23 protein-coding genes are annotated in these 25,999 nt (G+C 71.8%); 16 read left to right on the top strand and 7 right to left on the bottom strand.

The window, feature by feature from the left end; translation table 11 throughout:
• The first annotated feature begins 145 nt into the window (after positions 1–145).
• The 4 genes from ACR68M_RS20780 to ACR68M_RS20795 all read left to right on the top strand — a co-directional run bounded on the left by ACR68M_RS20780 (position 146) and on the right by ACR68M_RS20795 (position 4,376).
• A complete protein-coding gene (locus ACR68M_RS20780) occupies positions 146–847 on the top strand; it encodes a DUF4097 family beta strand repeat-containing protein (protein WP_441245614.1) in 702 nt (233 codons plus the stop codon).
• On the top strand, positions 825–2,111 hold the full coding sequence (locus ACR68M_RS20785; protein ID WP_441245615.1) for a sensor histidine kinase: 1,287 nt from the start codon (positions 825–827) through the stop codon (positions 2,109–2,111). Before ACR68M_RS20780 ends, ACR68M_RS20785 begins: the two co-directional genes overlap by 23 nt.
• A gap of 29 nt (positions 2,112–2,140) precedes the next feature.
• Positions 2,141–2,818 carry a response regulator gene (locus tag ACR68M_RS20790; RefSeq protein WP_441245616.1) on the top strand — a complete coding sequence of 226 codons (678 nt, stop codon included), beginning with the start codon at positions 2,141–2,143 and terminating at the stop codon, positions 2,816–2,818.
• Between the two features lie 112 nt (positions 2,819–2,930).
• Positions 2,931–4,376 carry a WGR domain-containing protein gene (locus ACR68M_RS20795; RefSeq protein ID WP_441245617.1) on the top strand — a complete coding sequence of 482 codons (1,446 nt, stop codon included), beginning with the start codon at positions 2,931–2,933 and terminating at the stop codon, positions 4,374–4,376.
• 30 nt (positions 4,377–4,406) lie between these two features.
• On the opposite strand, the gene ACR68M_RS20800 is transcribed toward ACR68M_RS20795, so the two are convergent.
• Entirely contained in the window at positions 4,407–6,761 is a 2,355-nt protein-coding gene (locus ACR68M_RS20800) for a helicase-associated domain-containing protein (protein WP_441245618.1), read from the bottom strand.
• 72 nt (positions 6,762–6,833) lie between these two features.
• On the opposite strand from ACR68M_RS20800, the gene ACR68M_RS20805 reads away from it, so the two are divergent.
• The 5 genes from ACR68M_RS20805 (at position 6,834) to ACR68M_RS20825 (ending at position 12,333) form a co-directional block, all read left to right on the top strand.
• The gene (locus tag ACR68M_RS20805) at positions 6,834–7,580 is read left to right on the top strand and encodes an SIR2 family NAD-dependent protein deacylase (RefSeq protein WP_441245619.1); all 747 of its coding nucleotides are present in this window, start codon (positions 6,834–6,836) and stop codon (positions 7,578–7,580) included.
• A gap of 69 nt (positions 7,581–7,649) precedes the next feature.
• Positions 7,650–8,864: a cytochrome P450 gene (locus ACR68M_RS20810; protein ID WP_441245620.1), complete on the top strand. Its 1,215-nt coding sequence runs from the start codon at positions 7,650–7,652 to the stop codon at positions 8,862–8,864.
• A gap of 189 nt (positions 8,865–9,053) precedes the next feature.
• A complete protein-coding gene (locus tag ACR68M_RS20815) occupies positions 9,054–10,010 on the top strand; it encodes a trypsin-like serine peptidase (RefSeq protein WP_441245621.1) in 957 nt (318 codons plus the stop codon).
• A 55-nt stretch (positions 10,011–10,065) separates the two neighbouring features.
• The gene (locus ACR68M_RS20820) at positions 10,066–11,115 is read left to right on the top strand and encodes a trypsin-like serine peptidase (RefSeq protein WP_441245622.1); all 1,050 of its coding nucleotides are present in this window, start codon (positions 10,066–10,068) and stop codon (positions 11,113–11,115) included.
• A gap of 231 nt (positions 11,116–11,346) precedes the next feature.
• Positions 11,347–12,333, top strand: a complete 987-nt coding sequence (locus tag ACR68M_RS20825) for an ADP-ribosylglycohydrolase family protein (protein WP_441251667.1) — start codon at positions 11,347–11,349, stop codon at positions 12,331–12,333.
• A 4-nt stretch (positions 12,334–12,337) separates the two neighbouring features.
• Here the strand turns inward: ACR68M_RS20825 and ACR68M_RS20830 are convergent, their stop codons facing one another.
• The 4 genes from ACR68M_RS20830 to ACR68M_RS20845 form a co-directional block, all read right to left on the bottom strand.
• Positions 12,338–12,838, bottom strand: coding sequence for a hypothetical protein (locus ACR68M_RS20830; protein WP_441245623.1), 501 nt, complete (start codon positions 12,836–12,838; stop codon positions 12,338–12,340).
• Positions 12,839–12,915: 77 nt separating this feature from the next.
• Positions 12,916–14,184, bottom strand: coding sequence for a DUF2786 domain-containing protein (locus ACR68M_RS20835; RefSeq protein ID WP_441245624.1), 1,269 nt, complete (start codon positions 14,182–14,184; stop codon positions 12,916–12,918).
• 84 nt (positions 14,185–14,268) lie between these two features.
• The gene (locus ACR68M_RS20840; RefSeq protein ID WP_441245625.1) at positions 14,269–15,876 is read right to left on the bottom strand and encodes a transporter; all 1,608 of its coding nucleotides are present in this window, start codon (positions 15,874–15,876) and stop codon (positions 14,269–14,271) included.
• Positions 15,873–16,652, bottom strand: a complete 780-nt coding sequence (locus tag ACR68M_RS20845; RefSeq protein ID WP_441245626.1) for an ABC transporter ATP-binding protein — start codon at positions 16,650–16,652, stop codon at positions 15,873–15,875. The genes ACR68M_RS20840 and ACR68M_RS20845 overlap by 4 nt, the downstream gene beginning before the upstream one ends.
• Positions 16,653–16,925: 273 nt before the next feature.
• Here ACR68M_RS20845 and ACR68M_RS20850 point away from each other — a divergent pair, with 273 nt between their 5' ends.
• The 5 genes from ACR68M_RS20850 (at position 16,926) to tuf (ending at position 22,331) form a co-directional block, all read left to right on the top strand.
• On the top strand, positions 16,926–17,519 hold the full coding sequence (locus ACR68M_RS20850; RefSeq protein ID WP_441245627.1) for a DUF1707 and DUF4190 domain-containing protein: 594 nt from the start codon (positions 16,926–16,928) through the stop codon (positions 17,517–17,519).
• 433 nt (positions 17,520–17,952) lie between these two features.
• A complete protein-coding gene (gene rpsL, locus ACR68M_RS20855) occupies positions 17,953–18,324 on the top strand; it encodes a 30S ribosomal protein S12 (RefSeq protein WP_014144289.1) in 372 nt (123 codons plus the stop codon).
• Between the two features lie 2 nt (positions 18,325–18,326).
• A complete protein-coding gene (gene rpsG, locus ACR68M_RS20860) occupies positions 18,327–18,797 on the top strand; it encodes a 30S ribosomal protein S7 (protein ID WP_030457432.1) in 471 nt (156 codons plus the stop codon).
• A 39-nt stretch (positions 18,798–18,836) separates the two neighbouring features.
• A complete protein-coding gene (fusA, locus tag ACR68M_RS20865; protein WP_441245628.1) occupies positions 18,837–20,942 on the top strand; it encodes an elongation factor G in 2,106 nt (701 codons plus the stop codon).
• A 195-nt stretch (positions 20,943–21,137) separates the two neighbouring features.
• Positions 21,138–22,331: an elongation factor Tu gene (gene tuf / locus ACR68M_RS20870; RefSeq protein WP_441245629.1), complete on the top strand. Its 1,194-nt coding sequence runs from the start codon at positions 21,138–21,140 to the stop codon at positions 22,329–22,331.
• A 165-nt stretch (positions 22,332–22,496) separates the two neighbouring features.
• Here tuf and rfbC read toward each other — a convergent pair whose 3' ends face one another.
• Positions 22,497–23,099, bottom strand: coding sequence for a dTDP-4-dehydrorhamnose 3,5-epimerase (gene rfbC, locus ACR68M_RS20875; protein ID WP_441245630.1), 603 nt, complete (start codon positions 23,097–23,099; stop codon positions 22,497–22,499).
• Positions 23,096–24,013: a glucose-1-phosphate thymidylyltransferase RfbA gene (gene rfbA, locus ACR68M_RS20880; RefSeq protein ID WP_441245631.1), complete on the bottom strand. Its 918-nt coding sequence runs from the start codon at positions 24,011–24,013 to the stop codon at positions 23,096–23,098. The genes rfbC and rfbA overlap by 4 nt, the downstream gene beginning before the upstream one ends.
• Before the next feature lie 91 nt (positions 24,014–24,104).
• Between rfbA and rfbB the strand changes: the two genes are divergently transcribed.
• Positions 24,105–25,088, top strand: a complete 984-nt coding sequence (gene rfbB, locus ACR68M_RS20885; RefSeq protein ID WP_441245632.1) for a dTDP-glucose 4,6-dehydratase — start codon at positions 24,105–24,107, stop codon at positions 25,086–25,088.
• Complete coding sequence (rfbD, locus tag ACR68M_RS20890) at positions 25,085–25,957, top strand: dTDP-4-dehydrorhamnose reductase (protein WP_441245633.1); 873 nt, start codon at positions 25,085–25,087, stop codon at positions 25,955–25,957. The genes rfbB and rfbD overlap by 4 nt, the downstream gene beginning before the upstream one ends.
• Positions 25,958–25,999: the final 42 nt, after the last annotated feature.

Genomic DNA, 25,999 nt, shown 5'->3' on the forward strand with positions numbered 1-25,999 from the left:
CCTTCTGCATGTGTGGGCACTGCTCTCCCCCTTGCGGGGGAGCCGGGGAGACCGCTCGGGAGGGGGAGTCGGGAGGAGGGGGTCGGCGGGCAGGATCTGTGGTGTCGGTCCGGGGAGTACCGGACGCCGCACGAGGGGGACGACCATGAACCGCCAGCTGAACCGGGTGCTCGGTGCCACTGCCATCACCGCCGCCGTGATGTTCGGGATGTCCGGCTGCTTCGGCAGTTTCGGCAGTTTCGACCAGCAGACCGAGGACGTCAGCTACGGCGTCGGGGAGACGGTGAAGACGCTGGTGGTGCACAGCGACACCGGTGACATCAGAGTGACGGGCGGGGGCACGGCGGTGCAGGTCACCGAGCACCGCTCGTACCAGGACCAGCGGCCGGAGGCCACCCACGCCACCGCCGCCGACGGCACGCTGACGCTCGGCTACCGCTGCCCGGACCACAGCTGCTCGATCGGGTACGACGTGCAGGTCCCGGCCGGGACGGTCGTCCGGGTGGTCACGGACACCGGCTCGGTGCAGCTCAAGGGGCTGGCCGCCGAGGTGAGCGCGAAGACCGGCACGGGCTCGGTCAGGGCGACGGGGCTGGCCTCGTCGACGGCGCAGCTGACGGCCGAGACGGGATCGGTCGAGGCGACCTTCACCGGTGACCCGAGCGACGTGCGCGCGGGCTCGCAGACCGGCGACGTCCGGCTGCACGTGCAGGGCGCGGCCGCGTACGAGGTGCACGCGAAGGCGCAGACCGGCAACGTGAACGTGGGGGTCCGTCAGCAGGCGGGCGCCGGACGGAGCATCACCGCGACGACGGAGACCGGTGATGTCACCGTCGACGGCGCCTGAGACGCTGCCCGCACCGGGCGTACGGCAGGATCTCCTCCCGGGGGCGGGCATGCCGCGCGGCCCGGGAGGGATGGACGTGGAACGGGTGGCGCGGTGGCAGCGGGAGATCGCGGGGCGGGGGAGGGCCGGGCTGGGCCGGGTGAACCCCTACCTGGCGGACAGCCTGCTCGCGGTGTTCTCGGCGGCGGTCTCGGTCTGGGGCGTCTACCACGACGACCAGCCGGGCTGGCCGCTCTGGGTCTACCTGCTCGCCGTGAGCACGGCCCTCCCGCTGCCCTGGCGGCGCCGCCGCCCCGGAACGGTGATGCTGCTCTGCTCGCTGTCGGCGGCCGTGCTCTCCGTCGTGGCGCACTCGGCGCAGCCGCAGGTCGAGGTGTACATGGTGCTCTGCATCTACACCCTCGCCGACCGGGGCCGGGACTGGCAGCGCTGGTCGATGCTGGTCTTCCTGGTGCTGGCGAACGTCCTGGGCACGTACTCGATCAACGGCATGCTCTTCAGCGTGATGATGTCCGTCGGCAGCTTCGTCTTCGGCTCACTGGTACGGCAGAGCCGGCGCCTGGCAGCGCTGGAGCGGGAGCGGGCCCACGACCTGGGCCTGCGGGCGGCCAGTGAGGCGGCCCGCGCGGTCGCCGAGGAGCGGAGCAGGATCGCCCGGGAGATGCACGACATCCTGGCGCACGCCGTCTCGCTGATGGTCATCCAGGCGGAGGCCGGGCCGGTGGTGGTGCGCAGCGACCCGGAGCGGGCGATCCGCGCCTTCGACACCATCGCGGACTCGGGGCGGGACGCGATGGTGCAGCTGCGCCGGGTGCTCGGGGTGCTGAAGGAGGACGGCGCGGGCCCGGTGCTGGCGCCGCAGCCGAAGCTGGCGGAGCTGGCGGCCGTGGTCGAGCGGGTGCGCGGAGCGGGCATCGCGGTGCGGCTGGAGCTGCCCGGCCCGGCGCTGCCGGGGCAGCGTACGATGCCACCGGACGTGGAGACGGCGGCGTACCGGATCGTGCAGGAGGCGCTCACCAACACGGTGAAGCACTCGGGCGCAGGTCGGGCGGTGGTGCGGCTCGCTCTCACGGGGGATGCGCTGGAGGTCGCGGTGTCGGACGACGGGCGCGGCTCGGACGTGGTGCGGGCCGAAGGCTGGTCCGGCGGGCGCGGCCTGGTCGGCATCCGGGAGCGGGCGGCCGCCTGCGGAGGCCGGGCCTGGGCGGGCCCGCGCGAGGACGGCGTGGGCTTCCTGGTGAGTGCCCGGCTGCCGTTGGGGTGACGGGATTCTTCGGAGAGCGGGGGCGGCGGGTGCCGATTCGGGTGGTGGTCGCGGACGACCAGGAGCTGGTGCGGGCCGGGTTCGGCATGATCCTGGAGGCGCAGCCGGACATCGAGGTGGTCGCCGAGGCGGCGGACGGCGAGCAGGCCCTCGCGGCGGTGGCCGAGCACCGGCCGGACGTGCTGCTGCTGGACGTCCGGATGCCGGTGATGGACGGGCTGGAGGCGGCCCGGCAGGTCTGTGCGGCGTACCCCGACACGAAGGTGATCATGCTGACCACCTTCGACATCGACGACTACGTCTACGACGCGCTGTACGCGGGGGCCAGCGGCTTCCTGCTCAAGGACGTCCGCCGGGACGACCTGGTGCACGGCGTCCGGATGGTCGCCTCCGGCGAGGCGCTGCTGGCGCCCTCGGTGACGCGCCGTCTGATCAGCGAGTTCGCGGCCCGGCGCCCGAACGGGCCGTCGGCCGCGATGCGGGCGCCCTCCCGGCTGTTGGAGCAGCTGACCGTCCGCGAGCAGGAGACCCTGCGGCTGCTCGCCCGGGGCCTGTCGAACGCGGAGATCGCGGCCGAGCTGACGGTCAGTGAGCACACCGTGAAGACGCACGTCAGCAACGTGCTGAGCAAGCTCCACCTGCGGGACAGGGTGCACGCGGTGGTCTTCGCGTACGAGGCCGGGGCGGTCGTCGCGGGGGAGCAGTGACGGGGTGGCGGCGAGGACGCTTCACTGTCAGTGCGGGTCGATAGTTTGAGCGGGTCGACGGGTGCTGAACGGTGAGCGCCCGATGTCGCCCTATGCCCGGGAGGGGCCCGCGATGTCTGCTGACCAGATCACCTACCTCGAGCTTTCCGAGGACCAGGGCAGCGCCCACAAGTTCTACGAAGTGCGGCTCACCGGGCTGGAGTTGACCGTCACGTACGGCAGGATCGGCGAGGCCGGGCAGGCGAAGGCGACGACCTACCCGTCGGCGGAGAAGGCCGCCGCCGCGGCGGCGAAGAAGGTCGGCGAGAAGGTCCGCAAGGGGTACGCACCGGCCCGGCGCGGGGTGCGGCAGCGCCGGGCGGTGACGCGCCGGGAGATCGTCAGCACCCGTTCGACGGCCCGTCAGGCGCCGGTGCTGTGGCGGTTCCGGTCGGGGGCGGCGGCCTTCGGGATCTTCGTGGGGGAGGAGCACGCCTGGGTCGGCAACGAGGCCGGTGACGTCTTCACGCTCACCCACGACGGTGAGGTCACCGGCCGGTTCGGGCTGCCGGACGGCGTCAAGTGCATCGTCGCCGACGACTGCTGGATCTACGCCGGGTGCGACGACGGCCGGGTGTACGACCTCGGCGGCAAGGTGCCCCGGGTGGCGTACGAGATCGCCGCCGACGTCGACATCTACTGGCTGGACATCCACGACGGTGTGCTCGGCGTCTCGGACGCCAAGGGCGGTATCACCACCGTCGACCACGAGGACGAGTTCCAGTGGCGCCGCTCCGGCTCCGGCAGCTCCGGCTGGATGGTGCGCTGCGACGCGGACGGCGTCTACCACGGCCACTCCGGCGGTATCGCCCGGTACGGCGCGCGCAGTGGCGACGAGCTGTGGCACACCCGGACGGAGGGCGCGGTGCTCTTCGGCTGGCAGGAGCGCGAGGAGGTCTTCGCGGGGACGGCCAGGGGATGGGTGTACCGGCTGGCCAAGGCGGACGGCGCCGCGCTGGCCCGGTACCGCTGTGACGCCGCCGTCTTCTCCTGCGCGGCCTCGCCGGACGGCAAGTACGTCTTCGCGGGCGACAACTCCTCGTCCGTCTACTGCTTCGCCGCCGACGGCACCCGGCTGTGGAAGCTCGGCACCGGCTGCGGGTCGGCGTACAGCATGCAGTACCGGGACGGGCGGCTCTACCTCGTCACCACCGACGGCTCGCTGGCCTGCCTGGACGCGAGCGAGACGGCCGTCCGGGAGGCCGAGGGCGGCCGGCTGCCGCAGACCACCGACGTCAAGGCGGCGGGCTGGGAGCGGGTCGCACCCGGGGCCGCGTTGGAGACCGTCAGCGTGGCCGCCGCGCGGGCCGGGAGGCTCGGCGGCATCGAGGTGGAGTGCGTGCAGGAGGGCGGCCGGACGCGGATCCGGGTCGTCTCTTCCGGCTACGACGCGGGCTGGCACGTGCAGTTCCCCAAGGACATCCGGGTGCCCGGTGCCCGCTACCTCGTCGCCGAGCTGCACGCCTCGGAGCGCGGCGGCTTCTACCGGGCGCGGGGGGAGATCAAGCGCCTGCTGTGAACCGGCTGCGGCTCGGCCGACTGTCTCGGCTCACTCGGCGTTGCCGAGTACCGCCTCGGCGAGGGCTGCCGCCGTGCGGGGGCCGCGGCCGTAGTGCTGGCGGGCCGCGTCGAGGGCGGGCATGGTGGCGGGGGCGCGCTGCTCGGGAGCGCGTTCGACCACGGTGGTGCCGGTCTCGGCCTCCAGGACGGGGGCGTAGCCGGCCCGCCGGAGGGCGGCGAGGGTGTCGGCGGGGGAGGCGGTGCTGATCAGCACGGTGGGGGCGATCCGGCGCAGGCCCAGCTTGGTGAGGGCGCGGGCCTTGGAGAGCTCCAGGACGAGCGCCTCGTCGTCCGAGCGCAGGCAGCAGGAGGAGCGCACCACCCGGACCTGCCCGTGCGTGCGGGCGGTGTCCCTGACGAGGTACTCCAGGGTCTGCGGCAGCCCGCCCTGGGCGATCTCCGCGAGGCGCTCCAGCAGCTCGGCGGCGTCCGCCCCCGCGTCCAGCGCGCGGCGGACGGAGGCCGGGCCGATCCGCCAGACCACGGCATGGCCGTCCGACTCGCGATCAGCCAACGAGCCGATCAGGGTGGCGAGTTCGGGGGCCGGTGTGCCGGGGACAACGACGGTGAGGTCGGCCTGGAAGCGGGCGGTGGTCAGCGGCGCGGGCACCAGCTCGGCGAGGGCCGCCCGCAGCCCGGCGACGGCCTCGGCCAGCTCGGGGTGGCCGGTCAGCCTGGGCCCGGCGCCCGGCACGGCGGGGAAGTACCGCGCCGCGCCGGCTCGCAGGAGCGCCAGCACCGCCCGCCCGGCGGGCGTGAGCGCCCCCTCGGCGACGACCCCGAGCAGCTCAGCCTCGGCGAGCGTCGCGGTGAGGTACCCCATGTCGTGGTCCAGGGCCTGGAGCGTCGGCTCGTGCCACTCGACGGCGTCGGCCAGCTCCTCGACCTGTTCCTCGGTGAGGGCCGCCGCCGGGCCGATGCCCTGCCCGGCGGGCAGACCGGCCAGCACCGCCAGCACGGCGAGCCGCAGCGGCACGGCCTCGGCGTCCTGCGGGGTGACGAGGGCGACGGGCGGCTGCTCCGGGTCGGGCCAATGGCTGAACACCTCCGGGGTGACGGCCCAGGCAGCGAGCAGCGGCACCAGCCGGTCGGCGGGCGTCGCGGCCAGCCAGCGGTCGTAACGGGTGGTCGGCACCAGCTCCGTCCGGGTGGGGCCCTGGAGTGGGGCGAGCAGACCGGCGTTGGCCGCGAGGTCCACCCAGAGCCGGGTCTGCGGCTCGCTCGCGCCGACCGCCTTGGCCAGCGCCCGGGTGTCCCGGACGGCCAGCCCGCCCGCCTTGCGGACGGACGGCGGCGCAGCGGCCGTCGCGCGCAGCAGCAGCTCGACCCGGGTCGCGGCGATGGTGGCGGCGGCCTGCGCCTCACCCGCCGCCCGCGCGGTCAGCGGCCGTACGCCGACCGGCGGCGGCTCGGGCGTGAACGGCAGCGTGCCGTCCGGGTCGCGCAGCGCGGCGCCGACCTCCTGCGGCAGCTCCACCAGATCGAGGCCGATGGGGACGAGCAGGCCGCGCGCCGCCAGCCAGTCCGTGCCAGGATCGCCCGAACCGCCCTGGCGGAAGTGGAACTTGCTGTGCGCCCCGACGTAGTACGCGCCGGTGTCCGGCACGAAGCAGTGCGTCCGCAGCAGCGGCGGGCCCGGCACCAGCGCGGCCAGCAACTCGACGGCCTCCGGCGGTGCGTCCGCCACCATCCGCCGTACCGCGTCGGCGTCCGTCAGCCGCTCGACGACCGCCTCCTGTGTCTCCTCCCGCGTCCCCAGCTTCGGCAGCCCCAGCGTCCCGGCGACCAGCCGTACCTCGGCGGACTTGTACGCCGCCGACAGCAGCAGCGCCACCGGATGCCCCAACCCCTGCATCTCGGCGGCCTGTTGGTGCAGCACGGCAGGCACCGTCAGCAGCTCGCCGTGCGGTGGCAGCAGCAGCGCGCGCAGCTCCAACCGCTCCAGCACCAGCCCAGCCGCCGCGCCCAACTCGGCCAGCAGCACCGCCCGGGGCACTGCCCGCCCGGCCGGCTCGGGCGCCCGCACCGCGAGCTCCCCCTGCCGGTACGCGGCCCTCGCCCCGGCGAACCCCGCCGGGCCCGACCGCGCCGCCGCGAGCGGCAGTGGCCCGTGCAGCCGCTCCGCCAACTGCGCGACAGCGGTGAGTACTTGGAGCTCGGCGACATTCAGCGCAGCCATCCCGACGAGCACCGAACCCGAACTCAGCAACTGCTCGGCCAGCCGCGCCGGCCGCTCCAGCCCGGGGCCGCCGGAGTACGGCAGCCGCCGCTGCTCCAGCAGCTCCGTCAACTGTGCGGCGGTACGGGTCATCAGCCAGGCAGTCAGGGCATCCACGCTGTTCACCCGTCCACCGTAACCCGCCACGCGCGACAAACCGATCGCTTCCCCGCCGCCCGGCCCGTACCGTCGGCGAGCATGAGCCGTACCACCAGCCACCGCCCCCTGATCGCCGTCCTCACCGGAGCCGGGATCTCCACCGATTCGGGCATCTCCGACTACCGTGGCCCGCAGGGCCTTTGGGAGCGCGATCCGGAGGCCCAGAAGCTGGTCACCTACGAGTACTACGTGGCCGAACCCGAGATCCGCCGCCGGGCCTGGCTGATGCGGCGCGATGCCGGGGCGCTGCGTGCCGAGCCGAACTCCGGGCACCTGGCGCTGGTCGAGCTGGAGCGCAGCGGGCTGCCCGTGCGGGTGCTCACCCAGAACGTCGACGGGCTGCACCAGAAGGCCGGGCTGCCCGAGCGCAAGGTGTTCGAACTCCACGGCACCGCACAGCAGGTGGAGTACCTGCGCTGCCACGCGCGCAGCGGCATGGCGGAGGCCCTCGACCGGGTCGCCGCCGGCGAGCCTGACCCCGCCTGCCTGGTCTGCGGGGGCGTGCTCAAGCCCGCCACGGTGATGTTCGGCGAGCTGCTCGACCCGGTGGTGCTCGACCGGGCCAGGGCCGTCGCGGTCGCCTGCGACCTGTTCGTCGCGGTCGGCTCGACCCTCCAGGTGCACCCCGCAGCCGGGTTGGTCGACATCGCCGTCGCGGGCGGCGCCCGCCTGGTCGTCGTCAACGCCTCCCCGACGCCGTACGACGCGCTCGCCGAGGAGGTCGTCCGGGAGCCGATCGGCACCGCGCTGCCCGCGCTGGTCCGGCGGATCATCGCGGGGGAGTGAGCGGGGAGTGAGCGGGGAGTGAGCCGGGCGGGGCCCGCGCGTACGATGGCGGGCCCCGAGTGGTTGGGAGTGATCCTCTTGCTGGGCTTCGACCCGTGGTCGGCGTCGTTCGTCGCGCACCCGTACGAGGCGTACGCCGCGCTGCGGGAGCACGCGCCCGTGGTGCGGTACGAGCCGACCGGGCAGTGGCTGGTCTCCCGGCACGAGGACGTCAGCGCGCTGCTGCGGGACCGGCGGCTCGGGCGGACGTACACCCACCGCTACACGCACGAGGAGTTCGGCCGCCCGGCGCCCGACCCCGCCCACGAGCCGTTCCACACGCTCAACGACCACGGGCTGCTCGACCTGGAGGCGCCCGACCACACCCGCATCCGGCGGCTGGTCTCCAAGGCGTTCACCCCGCGCACCGTCGAGGCGCTGCGGCCGACCGTCGCCCGGCTGGCGGGGGAGCTCGTCGACGGGCTGCTCGCGGCGGGCGGCGGCGACCTGATCGCCGCCGTCGCCGAGCCGCTGCCCGTCGCGGTGATCGCCGAGCTGCTCGGCGTGCCCGAGGTCGACCGGGGGCTGCTGCGGCCCTGGTCGGCCGCCATCACCGGGATGTTCGAGCTGAACCCGTCGGCGGAGACCGCCCGGCGGGCCGTCACGGCGAGCGCCGAGTTCTCCGACTACCTGCGGGCACTCATCCGCGAACGGCGGGCCGCCCCCGGCGACGACCTGATCAGCGGCCTGGTCACGGCGGCCGACGGCGCCGACGCGCTCACCGAGCAGGAGATGGTCTCCACCTGCGTCCTGCTGCTCAACGCGGGCCATGAGGCGACGGTCGGCACCACCGGCAACGGCTGGTGGGCGCTCTTCCGCAACCCCGGCCAACTCGCCCTGCTGCGCGCCTCGGTGGACGAACTCCTGCCCACCGCCGTGGAGGAGCTGATGCGCTACGACACTCCGCTCCAGATGTTCGAGCGCTGGGTGCTGGACGACATCGAGATCGGCGGCGTCACCGTGCCGCGCGGCGCCGAGATCGCCCTCCTCTTCGGCTCCGCCAACCACGACCCGGCCCGCTTCACCGCCCCCGACCGGCTCGATCTGGCCCGCGCCGACAACCCGCACATCACCTTCGGCGCCGGAATCCACTTCTGCCTCGGCGCCCCGCTCGCCAGGATGGAACTCGCCGAGTCCTACGGAGCCCTGCTCCGCCGCGCCCCCGGCCTGCGGCTGGTCCGCGAGCCGAAGTGGCGCCCCGGGTACGTCATCCGGGGGCTGGAGGAACTGCTGGTGGAAATCTAGTGCCGGATACGGGGCCGAGATGCTTGTTACAGGAACCTGATGTCACCGATGAACTGGTGAGACTCTCCTGAGGCGGGAATCAGATGTCCCGCCCCTACCGTCACACCCATGTCGCACACACAAGTCGTTCTGACAGCAGGCGTGTTGGTCGTAGGTATGGCGCTGGCGTCAGCTGGGCCGGCAGGAGCCGTGGCAACGGGCGCGGCCGCCAAGAGCCAGGTGGTCGTCCATCCGGAGGCGGTCACGGCCGCGCAGCAGCAGGCCGTCCTCGACTACTGGACGCCCGAGCGGACAGCCGCCCTGACCACGCCGTCCTCCGGCAATCAGCCCAAGGAGGGCCCCGACGGCGCTCCGTGGGCGGGCGCCGGCGCCCTGAGCAGGACGGTGGGCAGGCTCTTCTTCACCAACCACGGTGAGGACGAGAGCTGCACCGCGACGGTCGTGAACAGCGCCAACCGCAGCACCGTCGTCACGGCGGGCCACTGCGTCAACAGCCCTGACCTCCTTGGCGACAACGACGAGTGGCTGTCGAACGAGATGTTCGTCCCGGGCTACCACGACGGTCTCGCGCCGTACGGCAGGTTCGTCGCCCGAGCCGGCGTCGCCGACGCCACCTGGCTCCTCAACGACGAGCAGAGCGCGCTGAAGTACAACTCGTACGACCAGGCGTTCCTGGCCCTGAACACCAACGCCGCAGGCAGACGCGTACAGGACGCCGTCGGCGCCGCACAGCGCATCGGCTTCGACCGGCCGGGCAACGCCCTGGTCCACGAGTTCGGCTATCCGCGCGAGGCCTCGGGTGATCCCACCCGTGCGGGGCTGCCCGAGTACACCGGCGCCAGGCTCGCCCACTGCGTGGGGCAGACCCGCGAGTACCCCGGCACCGAGGACCACCCGCAGCCCCGGGGCGAGTGGGGCGCCCCCTGCGTGATGGGCGGCGGCTCCAGCGGCGGCCCCCGCATCGCCGACTTCGACCCGTCCTCCGGGATCGGCGCCGTGGTGGGTGACAACACCCTGGGTGCCTTCTTCGACTCCTCGGGCCAGGTCTGCGACCACGGCGACCCCGCCTGCACCCGGCACCTGGTAGGCCCGCAGTTCACCTCCGCGATCACGAAGCCGCTGTACAAGGCCGCCGAACGCTCCTGAGGCGTTGCCGAGCCGCCCCTCCAAACGAACCGAACCCGACAGAAGGACGGCACCGATGACAGCCGCACACCGAGCATTCCCCCGCACCCTCGCCACTGCGGGAGCACTCCTGCTGATCGCGACCACGGCGGCCGTGCTGCTGCCGACCGTGGCCTTCGCCGCGGAGCAGGAATCCGTCACCACGCATTCCGGCGCCACGACCGACCAGGAACGCAGCCGGATCGACACCTACTGGACGCCCACCCGGATGAAGCTGGCCGGTGCCCTCGTCCCCGAGGTCACCCCCGTGCCCGAGGACGACAACACGCCCGACGATCCGAACCCCCTCCCGGCGAACACGCTGGACCCCGGGGCCACCTGGACACACGGCGGAGCGGTGGACAGGAGCGTCGGCCGGCTCTTCTTCACCTTCTCCGACGGTTACGACGGCAGCTGCACGGCAACGGTCGTCACCAGCGCCAACCGCAGCACCGTCATCACGGCTGCGCACTGCCTGCGAGGCGTCGGGGCCCCCGCCGCCTCCGACACGTGGCGGCACAACCTCTACTTCGTGCCCGGCTACCGCAACGGGACGAAGCCGCTCGGCGGATTCAGCGTCAAGAGCATGGCCACCTCCTCCCGCTGGGACGCCGACCCGAGCGGGACGACCGGGGACGACGTCGCCGTCGCCGGTTACGACACGGGAATCCTCGTGGTGAACCGTTCGACGGACGGACGACGAATCGCGGACGTCACGGGAAGCCAGAGGATCGCGTTCACCAAGCCCGTCAAGGGCGAGTTCATCCACACCTTCGGGTACCCGAAGGACCGGCTCAACGACGCCGCCGCCAAGTACGCCGGGTCACGCATGATCCACTGCGCCGGACCGGCCCAGCCCGGCCCCAAGGCCCCACTGCTCTGGGGCGAGCCCTGCGACATGTCGCACGGTGCGAGCGGCGGCCCGCACCTCGCACAGTTCGACCCCCGAACCGGCATCGGCACCGTCGTCGGCGTCACGACCACCACCGACGACCTCGCGGGCGGCCGGACCGACACGCTCTACGCCACCCGCCTCGGCGACAGCGCCCACCGCCTCTACAACTGGGCACAGACACGCGTGGCCTGAACCTCCGCTCAGCCCCTGCTCGGCCGACTCCTCCTCCCGGTCGAGCAGGACCAGCGCCCGAGCGATGGCGTCGCCTCCGGCCTGACGTAGAACTCACAGGCCCGTTCGGGTACGGCCGCGATACCATTCCGCCCACCCGGAGCTGCCGACGGCAGCAACCGGGCGCCCCGTCGGCAGAGGGCGGGCCTTGGTGGAGAGGTGGGGGCCGTGCGGAAGTCCGCGACCGGCGCGATGCTGGGCCTGGCGATCGGCGACGCCCTGGGGTACCCCACGGAGTTCGACGAGATCGAGCACATCGCCGCCTGGTGCCCCGACTGGCGTGAACTCCCGCTCCCCTCGCCGGCCTTGGTCACCGACGACACGCAGATGACGCTCGCCCTCGCCCGCGCGTTGCGCACCACCCTGGCCGACGGCGGCCCGTTCACGGCCGCGGCCCTGGAGGGGCCGGCCCGCGCCGAGTTCACCGCCTGGTACGCCTCGCCCGACAACAACCGTGCCCCCGGGATGACCTGCCTCGCCTCCTGCGAGCGGCTCGGCCGGCCAGGGATGCGCTGGCAGCAGGCCAGCGACGTCGGGTCGAAGGGCTGCGGCGCGAACATGCGGGTGGTGCCGGTGGGCCTCGTCCCCGACCTGGCGGACAGCCAGTTCTCCGGGGCGGCCCAGTTCCAGTCCGCGCTGACCCACGGCCACCCCACCGCGCTGGCGGCGAGCGACCTCACCGCGTACGCCGTCCGGCTGCTGGTGCAGGGGGCGGCGCCCGGCGAACTCACCTCCCTGCTGCGGGAGTACGCGACCGCAGGGCGGGCCCGGTACGACGCCGACTGGCTCGGCGACCTCGCCGCGTACGCCCAGGACGCCTCGGCGGGCGATTACACCGCGCGCGGCTGGGCGGACTGCCTGGGAGTCCTCGACCGGTTGGACGCCGCCCTCGCCGACCCCCGGCCGGACCAGGACCCGTGCCTCGCCACCGGTGAAGGCTGGATCGCGGAGGAAGCGCTCGCCACGGGCCTGCTCTGCTTCCTGCTGCTCCCCGACGACCCGGTCGCGGCCGTCCGCCGGGCTGCCTACTCCTCCGGCGACTCCGACTCGATCGCCTGCCTGACCGGCGCCTTCGCAGGCGCCCACCACGGCGCGGCGGCCTGGCCTGCCGACTGGGTCCGCCGGATCGAGCACCGCGACGAGCTCCTCGCCTTCGGTGCCCTCTGGGACCGCACCTAGCGAATTACTGCGTCGGCGTCGGCAGGTGGACGATGCCCGAGACGCTGAAGATCAGGATGGTGTCCACCGTGCCCGGGGCGGCCGAAGCCCCGGAGTGGGCGGGGAACTTGATGGTCGGCCCCTGGCCCCCGAAGACGGCGGACTCGCCGGGCCGGATCAGGACACCGGCCGTGCTGAGTGCGTTGTCCGGGCCCGCGCTGCCCTGGAGGGTCGCGCGGCCGTCGGCCGGGGTGCTCACCAGGCTGAGGTGCTCCGGCACCGTCCCGGCGTTACGGACGGTCAGCGTCAGCTCGGCGGCACCCGAGGCGTCCCGGTGCAGCACGCCCCCGCTCAGCTCCAGGTGCGAACGGGCACCCTGCACGGTCAGCGAGCCCGGTGCGGCCGAGGACGGCGGCGCCGAAGGCGCGGCGGTGGCGGAGCACCCCGTCAGCAGCGTCAACAGCGCGGTCGCCGCCAGCGCGGCGCGGGTGAGGACGTTGGTTCGTGCCGTGACCGCAGGTTCCATAGCCGAATTATGGACACACCGCCCCCACCGCCCCTCAGCCCGGGTACCGCGCGCCGCCGCACCCACGGCTGCGGAGCTCAGCCGCGGATGGCGCCTGCTCGGCCGTGGAGGTCGGCGCGGTCGGCGGCGGCGCGGCCGGCGGCCCAGCCTTCGCCGTCGCTGACGCGGACGCGCTGGGAGGTGAGCTTGGGGAACATCCGGCCGACGGTGCGGTCGACGGCCTGCTCGCGGGCGGCCAGTGCGGGGAGCAGCCGCTCGTCGGGGACGAGCTGCTCGGCGGTGCCGTCCTCGCGCAGGTGGCGCCCGGCGGCGGCGTCCTTGGTGGCCTGCTCGGTGGCGGCGGTGAGCCGCTCGCGGATACGGGCGGCGTACGCGACCAGGAAGGACTGCCGGAAGGACTTCGTGCGGGAGGCGCCGTCCAGGTGCTGGCGGCTGCCCGCCCGGCTCATCGCCGACGTCGCCTGCACCAGCAGGGAGGTGTAGAGCAGTTCGACGCCGTCCAGGTCGGCGTCGAAGCCGATGATGGTGCAGAAGCCGAACTCCTTCGCCCAGACCACCCGGCAGCGGTTGGCCGCCGCGACGGCGTCCAGCAGCATCGTCTTCGGGACTTCGTACGGGTTGTCCACGCCGATCCGCAGTGCGGCGGGGGTGTCCCTGGACGGGCGGCCGACGGCGAGCAGGGCCTCGTCGATGCTGTGCTGGGCCATCAGCTGCTGGGCCTTGGCGGTGAGCGCCTCGGCCTCCTCCGGGTACTCGGTGGACTCGGCCTTGGCGAGCAGCGCCCTGATCCGCGAGAGCATCCGGGGCTCGCCGGCCACCGGGCCGGACGGCCGGACGGGCGCGGTGCCGGGCGCCGGCCCGACGGGGGTGATCGCCGGCAGGTGGGCCCAGGCCCGCAGCAGCTCCAGCGCGGCGGTCGCCAGCGCGAACCTGTCCAGCCGGTGCCGGGTGGCGAACTCGCCGAGGTACGCCTCGTCGCTCGCCCACCACACCTCGGTGGCGAGCTCGCGCAGCTGCTCCTGCCAGCGCCGGTCCAGCGTCGCGGCGGGGTGCCGACGCGCCTCGGCGGCGATCAGGTCGACCCCGAGTGCCAGCTGGACGGGGCCGAGCCCGCGCCGCACCACCCGCACCAGATCGGCCGGGCGCCACCCGCCCGTCCAGGCCCGCCCCACGGCGAGCTCCGCGTACCCGAGCAGTGACCGGCTCACGGCCGGCCACCGCTCGGCGGAGGCGGCGAGCATCGAGGCCCCGCAGTCCAGCGCGAAGTCGAGCCGCTCGGGCGTCGCGGCGACCGCCTGCTGCACTGCCTGTGCGACCAGTTGGTCCGTCGCCTCGTCCTTGCTCACGCATCCTCTTTCGCTGTCGGATCTCCCACCCATGATGACCCAGTCGCGAACGGACCCGGCCACGGACGGACCCGGGCCGGTGCGTCAGCGTTCGACGGCGACGGCCAGGATCTCCGGGAGGCGGCCGAGCAGCCGGCGCGCCGCCAGGCGGATGCCGAGGGCGGCGGCCCCGGCGCCGTACAGCGGCCCGGCCAGCAGGACGGGCCAGATCGGGGTGTCCGTCAGCAGCAGGGCGAGCAGCAGCCCGCCGACCGGGAGGGTGAGCAGCAACACACCGAGCAGCGAGCCGAAGCTGTTGAGCAGCACCACCCCGCTCTGCCCGGGGGCGGCGTTGCGCATCGGGTTGCTGTCGGCGGGCATCGTGTACGGCACGAGCACGCTGAGCACCGACCCGAGGCCGACGCCGCAGCCGAGCGCGGCCAGGGTGAGGCCGAGCGCGGGCGCCAGCTGGCTCCACTGGCCGGTGGCGGCGGCGAGCACCACGGCGAGCAGCGTGGCGCTCGGCACGGCGTACGCGACCACGGCGTACGCCCGGCCGCGCAGTTCCTCGCGGGCGTGGGCGGGGGTGGCGATGCTGCTGGCGACCATCCAGAACGCCGAGCCGTCCATCCCGAAGAGGTTGACCATCTGGAGGCCGAGCATCAGACCGGCCAGGCAGACCACGTAGACCGAGGACCACCCCTGGATGACGGAGAGGACGCAGAAGACCACCGTCATGCCGATGCTGGTGAAGACGGCGGCCTTGGCGCGCGGCTCGCGCCAGGCGTACCGGAGGTGGCGCTGCATGGCGGCCCCGGCCCGGCCCCGGGGGAGGAGGCGGTCGGTGCGCGAGCGGCCGACGGCCTTGGTGTCGATCTGGGTGGAGGCGTCGGCCGTCACCATCAGCTGCTGGAGGCTGCCGCGCCACCAGCGCAGCAGCAGTACGAGCAGGGCGCCGGTCAGGGCGAGCTGCCCGGCCGCGGCGCCGTACGAGCCGTCCCCGGCGCTGCGGACCGCGTCGACGGCGCTGACCGGCGGGAGCCAGCGCAGCACGGCGGCGAAGGGCTTCAGCGGTGAGAGGTCGAGCCGGCCGCCGTGGTGGCCGAAGACGCTCTGCGAGGTGAGGTTCGCCACCTGGATCAGGACGGCGAAGAGCAGCCCGCCGAAGATCGCGAAGTCCTTGCCGCGTCGGCTGGACAGCAGTCTGGCGTTGCCCGCCGCGACGGCGCGGGAGAGCGTGACGCAGGTGACCGCCGTCAGTGGCACGGCGAGCACCGCCACCAGGGCGGACACCCCGCCGTCGGCGGCCGCGATCGCGGCGGCGGTGAGCAGCAGCAGCGTCAGCACCGGGCCGGGCCCGATCAGCGCGCCGATCAGGGTGCCGCGCAGCATCGCGGCGGGCCGCAGCGGCAGCATGGTGAGGCGGGTCGGGTCGGCGCTCTCGTCGCTGCTGAAGAGGAAGAGCGGCAGCGCGGCCCAGCCGACGGTCAGGCCGGTGACGAGCATCACGGCCGCGTCGGCGGCACCGGCGTGCCCGTGCAGGAAGGCGAAGGCGACGGACATCGCGGTGACGAAGAGCAGGCCGACGAGCGAGCCGATGACGTAGACGGCCATCCGCTGCGGGCTGCGCTTCAGCCCGTTGGCGAGCAGCCGGAGCTTGAGCTGGACGAGGGCCCGGACGACGGCCCTGTCCTCGGGTACGGCGAGGCTCATCGCTCGCCGCCCAGCCAGTCGAGGGCCGCGCCGTCGTCCTCGCGGACGCCGATCAGCTCCAGGAAGACGGTGTGCAGCGAGCGGTCGCCGCGGACGGTGTCCAGCGGGCCCTGGGCGATGACCTGGCCGGCGTTTATGACGGCGACCCAGTCGCAGAGCTGCTCGACGAGCTCCATCACGTGGCTGGAGAACACCACGGTGGAGCCGGCGGCGGCGTACCGCTTGAGCACGCCGCGGATGGTCTGCGCGGAGACCGGGTCGACGCCCTCGAACGGCTCGTCGAGGAAGAGCACGTCCGGGTTGTGCAGCAGGGCGGCGGCCAGGCCGATCTTCTTGCGCATGCCGGTCGAGTAGTCGGCGACGAGCTTGTCGGCGGCCCCGAGCAGGTCGAGGACGGTCAGCAGCTCCTCGGCCCGGCGGTCCACCTCGGCGCCCGGCAGGCCGCGCAACCGGCCGTTGTACTGCAGGAGTTCACGCCCGCTCAACCGTTCGAACATCCGCAGGCCCTCCGGCAGGATGCCGATCCGCGCCTTGACGGCGACCGGGTCCGTCCAGACGTCGGCGCCGTGCACCAGCACCGTCCCGTGGTCGGGGCGGAGCAGGCCGGTGACCATCGAGAGCGTGGTGGTCTTCCCGGCGCCGTTCGGCCCGACCAGCCCGACGAACGACCCGGCGGGGAGATCGAGGGTCAGCCCCGCCACGGCGGTGTGCTGGCCGAAGCGCTTCCACAGGTTGTGGATGCTCACGGCGGCGGACGGCGGTGTGGTCGCCTGCATGGCGGGGGTCTCCTGCTAGTCGGTACGACGGGTACGGGCACGTGTGTGCGGCTCAGCCTCTCACCGCCCGGCCGGGCCCGGTGGGGAAGCCGCCCGGCCTCGGCGTGTCTGGGCCGAACGGGTGAAATGTCCGGCCGTCCGCCCAGCCGCTCCAACCGGAATGCAACTGTCCGCCGGGCTCGTTCGTCCTCCACGTGAGAGAGTGCGCGGGCACGTGAGGACGCGGGCGCCGCACTGCACGCACGGGACGCACAGCACACCGGGAGGTGCCAGGTGGACGTACAGCCGTGGGAGCAGCCGCAGCCCCGCCAGCAGCCGTACCCGCCCCAGGCCTACCCGCCGCAGTCGTACCCGCCGCAGTCCTACCCGCCGCAGCCCAACCCGGCGCAGACGTGGCAGCCCGCCGGGATGCGGGCCGCGCAGACCGACCGGGACCGCACCGTCGACGTCCTGAAGGCTGCGTACGCCGAGGGCCGGCTCTCGGCCGAGGAGTACTCGGACCGCTTCGACCACGCCCAGCAGGCGAAGACGTACGGGCAGTTGGCGCAGCTCGTCGCGGATCTGCCCGCCGGGCCGATGGTCGGACAGCCCGCCGGTGTGCCGCAGACCTTTCTGGCGCCCGCCCCCGCCCCCGCGCCGCGCACCAGCCCGGCCGCCGTCGCCTCGCTGGTGCTCGGGCTGCTCTGCGTCCCGACGCTCGGGCTGCTCGGGCTGCCCGCCGTCGTCACCGGCCACCTGGCGACCCGACAGATCCGGGCCCAGGGCGAGAGCGGTGAGGGGATGGCCCTGGCCGGCCTGCTGCTCGGCTGGCTGTCGGTCACGGGCTGGCTGGCCCTGATCGCGATCGGGCTGATGACCAGCGGGTGAGCGGCAGGTGGGCGGCCTGCAGTGCTCGGCTCGCCCCGTGCCGCCGTCTGTGGTATGACGGCTGTGTCCCGCTGCGCCGTCCGGGTGCCCCGGGCCCGTCCGCGCCGAGCTGCGGCGTTGCATTTGTTTTGACCGGCGCCGATGCGCTAGGTACGCTCTGACCTTGTGCCTGGGGTGTCCCCGGGTCCTTGTGCGTGCAAGCACACCGGCCGCCGCGCCACACCGGAGCGTTTCAAACCGCCCCGCGCGCGCGAGCGCCGTCGCTGCACATCAGCATCATGGGATTCCGCGATTCCTCCCACTGCGCGAGCAGGCCTCACGGCCAGCGCCGCAGTACGGAAGAGGCTCAACACACCCGACCGCGTGGGTCGGAGGGTTGGGGTCGCCGCAGGTTAGTTTTACGCAGCCTTGGCACACAGAAAACGGAGAAATTGTGCCTACGATCCAGCAGCTGGTCCGAAAGGGCCGGCAGGACAAGGTCGAGAAGAACAAGACGCCCGCGCTCAAGGGCTCCCCCCAGCGCCGTGGTGTTTGCACCCGTGTGTACACGACGACCCCGAAGAAGCCGAACTCGGCTCTCCGTAAGGTCGCCCGTGTGCGCCTCACCAGCGGGATCGAGGTCACCGCCTACATTCCGGGTGAGGGCCACAACCTGCAGGAGCACTCCATCGTGCTGGTGCGCGGTGGCCGTGTGAAGGACCTTCCTGGTGTGCGCTACAAGATCATTCGCGGCTCGCTCGACACCCAGGGTGTCAAGAACCGCAAGCAGGCTCGTAGCCGCTACGGCGCCAAGAAGGAGAAGTAAGAATGCCTCGTAAGGGTCCCGCCCCGAAGCGCCCGGTCATCATCGACCCGGTCTACGGCTCGCCGCTCGTGACCTCGCTGGTCAACAAGATCCTGCTGCACGGCAAGCGCTCCACCGCCGAGCGGATCGTCTACGGCGCCCTCGAGGGCGTCCGTGAGAAGACCGGTGCCGACCCCGTGGTCGCCCTCAAGCGCGCGCTTGAGAACGTCAAGCCCACCCTTGAGGTGAAGTCCCGCCGCGTCGGTGGCGCCACCTACCAGGTGCCGGTCGAGGTCCGTCCGGGCCGCGCCAACACTCTGGCGCTGCGCTGGCTGGTCGGCTACTCCCGCGCCCGTCGCGAGAAGACCATGACCGAGCGTCTGCTCAACGAGATCCTCGACGCCAGCAACGGCCTCGGTGCTTCCGTGAAGCGTCGCGAGGACACCCACAAGATGGCCGAGTCCAACAAGGCCTTCGCGCACTACCGCTGGTAGTCCGAACCCCGTCACTAGACAGAGAGAGAACGAGCCACCATGGCTGCAACCTCCCTTGACCTCGCCAGGGTCCGCAACATCGGGATCATGGCGCACATCGACGCGGGCAAGACCACCACCACCGAGCGGATCCTGTTCTACACCGGTGTCTCGTACAAGATCGGTGAGGTCCACGATGGCGCTGCCACCATGGACTGGATGGAGCAGGAGCAGGAGCGCGGCATCACGATCACGTCGGCCGCGACGACCTGTCACTGGACCCTCGATGACGTCGAGAACACCATCAACATCATCGACACCCCGGGCCACGTCGACTTCACCGTAGAGGTGGAGCGTTCGCTCCGCGTGCTCGACGGTGCCGTCACGGTGTTCGACGGTGTCGCCGGTGTGGAGCCCCAGTCCGAGACCGTGTGGCGGCAGGCTGACCGCTACAGCGTTCCGCGCATCTGCTTCATCAACAAGCTGGACCGCACGGGCGCGAACTTCTTCTTCTGCGTCGACACCATCGTGGACCGCCTCGGCGCGACCCCGCTGGTGATGCAGCTCCCGATCGGCGCCGAGGGCGACTTCAAGGGTGTTGTCGACCTTGTTCGCATGAAGGCTCTGGTCTGGACCGCCGAGGCCGCCAAGGGCGAGATGTACGACGTCGTCGACATCCCGGCCGACCTGGCGGACCAGGCGGAGGAGTACCGCGAGAAGCTGCTCGAGACGGCCGCCGAAGGCGACGACGAGCTGATGGAGCTGTTCCTGGAGGGCACCGCGCCCACCGAGGAGCAGCTGATCGCCGGCATCCGCCGCGGCACCCTGGCTTCCGCGTTCACCCCGATCTTCTGTGGCACCGCGTTCAAGAACAAGGGCGTTCAGCCCCTGCTCGACGCGGTCGTCAACTACCTCCCGTCGCCGCTGGACATCGAGTCCATCAAGGGCCACAAGCCCGGCGACGAGTCGGTGGAGATCCTCCGCAAGGCCTCGGACGAGGAGCCGCTCGCCGCGCTCGCGTTCAAGATCATGTCGGACCCGCACCTGGGCAAGCTCACCTTCGTTCGCGTCTACTCCGGGCGTCTTGAGGCCGGCACCGCCGTCCTCAACTCGGTGAAGGGCAAGAAGGAGCGCATCGGCAAGATCTACCGCATGCACGCGAACAAGCGTGAGGAGATCGACTCGGTGGGCGCCGGCGACATCGTCGCCGTCATGGGTCTCAAGCAGACCACCACCGGCGAGACCCTGAGCGACGACAAGCACCCGGTCATCCTGGAGTCCATGGACTTCCCGGCCCCGGTCATCCGTGTCGCGATCGAGCCGAAGACCAAGTCCGACCAGGAGAAGCTGGGCGTTGCCATCCAGCGTCTCGCGGAGGAGGACCCCTCCTTCCAGGTCAACACGGACGAGGAGACCGGCCAGACCATCATCGCGGGTATGGGCGAGCTGCACCTCGAGGTGCTGGTCGACCGTATGAAGCGTGAGTTCAAGGTCGAGGCCAACGTCGGCAAGCCGCAGGTCGCGTACCGCGAGACGATCCGCAAGGCCGTCGAGCGCATCGACTACACGCACAAGAAGCAGACCGGTGGTTCCGGCCAGTTCGCGAAGATCCAGATCGCGATCGAGCCGCTGGAGTCCGGCGAGGGCTACGAGTTCGTGAACAAGGTCACTGGTGGCCGCGTTCCGCGCGAGTACATCCCGTCGGTCGACGCCGGTTGCCAGGAGGCCATGGAGTTCGGTGTCCTCGCGGGCTACGCGCTCCAGGGCGTCCGCGTGACGCTGCTCGACGGTGCCTCGCACGACGTCGACTCCTCCGAGCTGGCGTTCAAGATCGCCGGATCGATGGCCTTCAAGGAGGGCGCTCGCAAGGCGTCCCCGGCTCTTCTCGAGCCGATGATGGCCGTCGAGGTCACCACGCCCGAGGACTACATGGGCGACGTGATCGGCGACATCAACTCTCGCCGTGGCCAGATCCAGGCCATGGATGAGCGTTTCGGTGCTCGCGTCGTCAAGGCGCTGGTGCCGCTCTCCGAGATGTTCGGCTACGTCGGTGACCTGCGCAGCAAGACCTCTGGTCGCGCAAGCTACTCGATGCAGTTCGACTCGTACGCCGAGGTTCCGCGGAACGTGGCGGACGACATCATCGCCAAGGCCAAGGGCGAGTAACTCCCGCAATCGGGACGTTCCAGACCCCTTAGGCTATTAGGAGGCGAATCCGGGGGGATCTACCCAGATCCCCCCGGGTCTCCTCCGCCCAACCGCGGGACGGTACGGGGTGCCCAACCGGCACTCCGCACCCAACCCGATCAAAGACCAACTGACGTCAGCACGGCGTACAGAACTGTCCTCAGGAGGACTGCAGTGGCGAAGGCGAAGTTCGAGCGGACGAAGCCCCACGTCAACATCGGCACCATCGGTCACATTGACCACGGTAAGACGACCCTTACCGCGGCCATCACCAAGGTGCTGCACGACGCGTACCCGGAGATCAACCCCTTCACGCCGTTCGACCAGATCGACAAGGCGCCGGAGGAGCGTCAGCGCGGTATCACCATCTCGATCGCGCACGTCGAGTACCAGACCGAGGCGCGTCACTACGCCCACGTCGACTGCCCCGGTCACGCGGACTACATCAAGAACATGATCACCGGTGCGGCCCAGATGGACGGTGCGATCCTCGTCGTCGCCGCCACCGACGGCCCGATGCCGCAGACCAAGGAGCACGTGCTCCTGGCCCGCCAGGTCGGCGTCCCGAACATCGTTGTCGCCCTGAACAAGGCCGACATGGTGGACGACGAGGAGATCCTGGAGCTCGTTGAGCTCGAGGTCCGTGAGCTGCTCTCCGAGTACGACTTCCCGGGCGACGACCTGCCGGTCGTGCGCGTCTCGGCGCTGAAGGCGCTCGAGGGCGACAAGGAGTGGGGCGAGAAGCTCCTCGGCCTCATGGCTGCGGTCGACGAGTTCATCCCGACCCCGCCGCGCGCCACCGACCAGCCGTTCCTGATGCCGGTCGAGGACGTCTTCACGATCACCGGTCGTGGCACCGTCGTCACCGGTCGTATCGAGCGTGGTGTCCTCAAGGTCAACGAGACTGTCGACATCATCGGCATCAAGCAGACCAAGACCACCACCACGGTCACCGGCATCGAGATGTTCCGCAAGCTGCTCGACGAGGGCCAGGCGGGCGAGAACGTCGGTCTGCTCCTCCGTGGCATCAAGCGCGAGGACGTCGAGCGCGGCCAGGTCATCATCAAGCCGGGTTCGGTCACGCCGCACACCGAGTTCGAGGCCCAGGCCTACATCCTGTCGAAGGACGAGGGTGGTCGTCACACCCCCTTCTTCAACAACTACCGCCCGCAGTTCTACTTCCGTACCACGGACGTGACCGGCGTTGTGACCCTCCCCGAGGGCACCGAGATGATCATGCCGGGCGACAACACCGCCATGACGGTCGTGCTGATCCAGCCGATCGCCATGGAGGAGGGCCTCAAGTTCGCCATCCGTGAGGGTGGCCGCACCGTCGGCGCCGGCCAGGTCACCAAGATCCTCAAGTAATTACTTGATGGTCTGACCTGACTCCTTGAGGGTCCGTTCTCCCGCTGCCCGTGAGGGTGGGGGGAGGGCGGGCCCTTCTTGGTTGGCAGAAAACAGCGAACGGCTGACAGATTTCAGAATCTGTCAGCCGTTCGCTGTTTTCTGCCACTCGGCAGTCGCCAGCTGTCAGTCGTCGACGCTCAGCGAAGCCGTGTACGTCATGCACGCCTCGAACGACGGCAGCAGCCCGCTCGTCAGCGCGTCCGCCAGCGATGGCGCCGCGTCGTCCCGGTCGGAGAGCTGTGGCATGTCCTGCGGCCACTTGATGGCGAGGTCCGGGTCCAGCGGGTGCACCGCGTGCTCGCCGGTCGGGCTGTACGTCTCCGAGCACACGTACGAGAGCGTGGCGTCGTCGGTGAGGGCGCAGAAGCCGTGGCCGACTCCCTCGGGCACGTAGACCGAGCGCCGGTCGGCGTCGTCCAGCCGGACGAACTCCCAGCGGCCGAAGGCCGGCGAGCCGACCCGCAGGTCGACGACGACGTCGAGCACCGCCCCGCGCACGCAGCTCACGTACTTCGCCTGACCGGGCGGGACGTCCGCGAAGTGGATGCCGCGCACCACCCCGCGCGCCGAGACCGAGAGGTTGCCCTGGGCGAACCGCAGCGGGTGCCCGACCACCTCGGCCAGCTTGTCGAAGCGGTACCACTCCATGAAGAGCCCGCGCGGGTCGCCGTGCAGCTGCGGGGTGATCTCGAAGGCGCCTGGGATCGCCAACTCGCGGAACTTCACGGGGTGTTCTCCTCGTTCGCGGCATCGTTCACAGCACTGTCGTTCGCAGCGTCCTCGTCCAGCAGGTCCAGCAGGTAGCGACCGTACCCGCTCTTGAGCAACGGCTCTGCCAGTGCCCGGAGTTGGGTGTTGTCGATCAGCCCGGCCCGCCAGGCGGCCTCCTCGACGCAGCCGATCTTGAAGCCCTGGCGCTCCTCGATCACCCGGACGAACTCCGAGGCCTGCACCATCGAGACGAAGGTGCCGGTGTCCAGCCAGGCGGTGCCGCGGTCGAGCTTGGTGACGTGGAGCTCGCCCCGCCGCAGGTAGGCGTCGTTGACCGCGGTGATCTCCAGCTCGCCCCGGGCGCTGGGCTTCAGGCCGCGGGCGATCTCGACCACCTGGTTGTCGTAGAAGTACAGCCCGGGTACGGCGTAGCGGGACTTGGGGGCGGTGGGCTTCTCCTCGATGGAGATGACGTGCCCGTGCTCGTCGAACTCGACCACGCCGTACGCCGTCGGGTCGGCCACGGGGTACGCGAAGACCCTGCCGCCCTTCTCGCCGGTGTGCTCGGCGAGCCGGGTGCCGAGGCCGCTGCCGTGGAAGATGTTGTCGCCGAGGATCAGCGCGACGCCCTCGTCGCCGATGAAGTCGGCCCCGAGGACGAACGCCTGGGCGATGCCCTCCGGCCGGTCCTGGACGGCGTACTCGAGGCGGAGCCCGAACTGGGAGCCGTCGCCGAGCAGACGGGCGAACTGGGCCTGGTCCTCCGGTGTGGTGATGATCAGGATCTCGCTGATCCCGGCCATGACCAGGGTGGAGAGCGGGTAGTAGATCATCGGCTTGTCGAACACCGGGAGCAGCTGCTTCGACACCGCGCGGGTCAGCGGCCACAGTCGTGAGCCGGTGCCGCCGGCCAGGAGAATTCCTCGCATGACAGCACCCTATGCGAGCGCTGACACCCTGTAGTCGGCTACTTCCGGTCGAACCCGTAAATTGGTTGCGCGGCGGTACACTTCGCGAACTATGCGCATCCTTGTGACCGGCGGTGCCGGCTTCATCGGCTCGGAGTTCGTCCGCTCGCTGTTGGGCGCGGACGCCTCCGCTCGCATCACTGTCCTCGACAAGCTCACCTATTCGGGGGTCGAGGTCAACCTCGCGCCCGTCGCGGACCACCCCGGGTACCGCTTCGTCCGGGGCGACATCTGTGACGCCGCGACCGTGGACGAGGTGATGCCCGGCCACGACGTCGTGGTGCACTTCGCCGCCGAGTCGCACGTCGACCGCTCGATCGAGGGCGCCGGGCCGTTCGTGCAGACCAACGTCGTCGGCACCCAGGTGCTGCTCGACGCGGCCCGCAAGCACGGCGTCGGCCGCTTCGTCCACGTCTCGACTGACGAGGTCTACGGCTCGATCGCCGAGGGCTCCTGGACGGAGGAGTGGCCGCTCGCGCCCAACTCCCCGTACTCCGCCTCGAAGGCGGCCTCCGACCTGCTCGCGCTCGCCTACCACCGCACCCACGGCATGGACGTGGTGGTGACGCGCTGCTCGAACAACTACGGGTACTACCAGTTCCCCGAGAAGGTCATCCCGCTCTTCACCACCAACCTGATCGACGGCGGCAGCGTCCCGCTGTACGGCGACGGCGGCAACATCCGGGACTGGCTGCACGTCTCCGACCACTGCCGGGGCATCGACCTGGTGATGCGCGGCGGCCGGGCCGGTCAGGTCTACAACATCGGCGGCGGCACCGAGGTCACCAACAAGGAGCTGACCGCTCTGCTGCTGGAGGCCACCGGCACCGGCTGGGAGCGCGTCGAGCACGTCGCCGACCGCAAGGGCCACGACCTGCGCTACTCGCTCGACATCAGCAAGATCCGCACCGAGCTCGGCTACGAGCCGCAGGTCTCCTTCGCCGACGGCCTCGCCGCGACGGTCGCCTGGTACCGCGACAACCGCGCCTGGTGGGAGCCGCTCAAGGCCGGGCTCTCCGTGAAGGCGGGAGCATGACCAGCTGGCTGATCACCGGCGCGGGCGGCATGCTCGGCCAGGACCTGACGGCCGTCCTCACCGGTGAGCCGGTCCTCACCGGTGAACGCGTCACCGCGCTGGGTCGGGCCGATCTCGACATCACCGACCCGGCCGCCGTCCGGGCGGCCGTCGCCGGGCACGACGTGGTGGTCAACTGCGCCGCCTGGACGGACGTGGACGGTGCCGAGACCGCCGAGGAGGCAGCAACTGCCGTCAACGGCACGGGAGTTCGCCACATCGCCGCTGCCTGTGCGGAGAGCGGCGCCCGGCTGATCCAGGTCTCCACCGACTACGTGCTGCCCGGTGACGCCGAGCAGCCGTACGCCGAGGACGCCCCCACCGGCCCGGTCAACGCGTACGGGCGCAGCAAGCTCGTGGGGGAGCGGGCCGTCGCCGAACTCCTGCCCGAGCGTGGCTACATCGTGCGCACGGCCTGGCTCTACGGCGAGCACGGCCGCAACTTCGTCGCGACCATGCTGAGCCTGGCCGCCCAGCGCGAGACCCTCGACGTGGTGGACGACCAACTCGGCCAGCCCACCTGGTCGTGGGCCCTGGCCCGGCAGCTCGTCGCACTCGGCCGCAGCGCCGAGGCGCCGCCCGGCGTCTACCACGGCACCGCCTCCGGCGAGACCAGCTGGTACGGGCTCGCCCGCGCCGCCTACGAGCTGACCGGCCTCGACCCCGAGCGCATCCACCGCACCAGCTCCGCCGCGTACCCGCGCCCGGCCGCCCGGCCCGCGTACAGCGTCCTCGGGCACGACCGCTGGAAGGCCGCCGGGCTGACCCCGCTCGCCGACTGGCGCGAGTCCCTGGCGGAGGCGCTCACCCGGCCGGCCTTCCGCAGGTAGCACGCCTGGCCGGTCCGTCGCCGGAGGGCTTCACCCGTCCGA

Origin of the sequence: Kitasatospora sp. McL0602 (assembly GCF_052076145.1) — a bacterium.
GTDB lineage: Bacteria > Actinomycetota > Actinomycetes > Streptomycetales > Streptomycetaceae > Kitasatospora.

Bases quoted from the DNA above. Each gene is read 5' to 3' on its own strand.
- ACR68M_RS20780 (WP_441245614.1), top strand. From the start codon at position 146: ATGAACCGCCAGCTGAACCGGGTGCTCGGTGCCACTGCCATCACCGCC.
- ACR68M_RS20785 (WP_441245615.1), top strand. From the start codon at position 825: ATGTCACCGTCGACGGCGCCTGAGACGCTGCCCGCACCGGGCGTACGG.
- ACR68M_RS20795 (WP_441245617.1), top strand. From the start codon at position 2,931: ATGTCTGCTGACCAGATCACCTACCTCGAGCTTTCCGAGGACCAGGGC.
- ACR68M_RS20805 (WP_441245619.1), top strand. From the start codon at position 6,834: ATGAGCCGTACCACCAGCCACCGCCCCCTGATCGCCGTCCTCACCGGA.
- ACR68M_RS20820 (WP_441245622.1), top strand. From the start codon at position 10,066: ATGACAGCCGCACACCGAGCATTCCCCCGCACCCTCGCCACTGCGGGA.
- ACR68M_RS20825 (WP_441251667.1), top strand. From the start codon at position 11,347: ATGCTGGGCCTGGCGATCGGCGACGCCCTGGGGTACCCCACGGAGTTC.
- ACR68M_RS20830 (WP_441245623.1), bottom strand. From the start codon at position 12,838: ATGGAACCTGCGGTCACGGCACGAACCAACGTCCTCACCCGCGCCGCG.
- ACR68M_RS20840 (WP_441245625.1), bottom strand. From the start codon at position 15,876: ATGAGCCTCGCCGTACCCGAGGACAGGGCCGTCGTCCGGGCCCTCGTC.
- ACR68M_RS20845 (WP_441245626.1), bottom strand. From the start codon at position 16,652: ATGCAGGCGACCACACCGCCGTCCGCCGCCGTGAGCATCCACAACCTG.
- rpsG (WP_030457432.1), top strand. From the start codon at position 18,327: ATGCCTCGTAAGGGTCCCGCCCCGAAGCGCCCGGTCATCATCGACCCG.
- fusA (WP_441245628.1), top strand. From the start codon at position 18,837: ATGGCTGCAACCTCCCTTGACCTCGCCAGGGTCCGCAACATCGGGATC.
- rfbA (WP_441245631.1), bottom strand. From the start codon at position 24,013: ATGCGAGGAATTCTCCTGGCCGGCGGCACCGGCTCACGACTGTGGCCG.
- rfbB (WP_441245632.1), top strand. From the start codon at position 24,105: ATGCGCATCCTTGTGACCGGCGGTGCCGGCTTCATCGGCTCGGAGTTC.
- rfbD (WP_441245633.1), top strand. From the start codon at position 25,085: ATGACCAGCTGGCTGATCACCGGCGCGGGCGGCATGCTCGGCCAGGAC.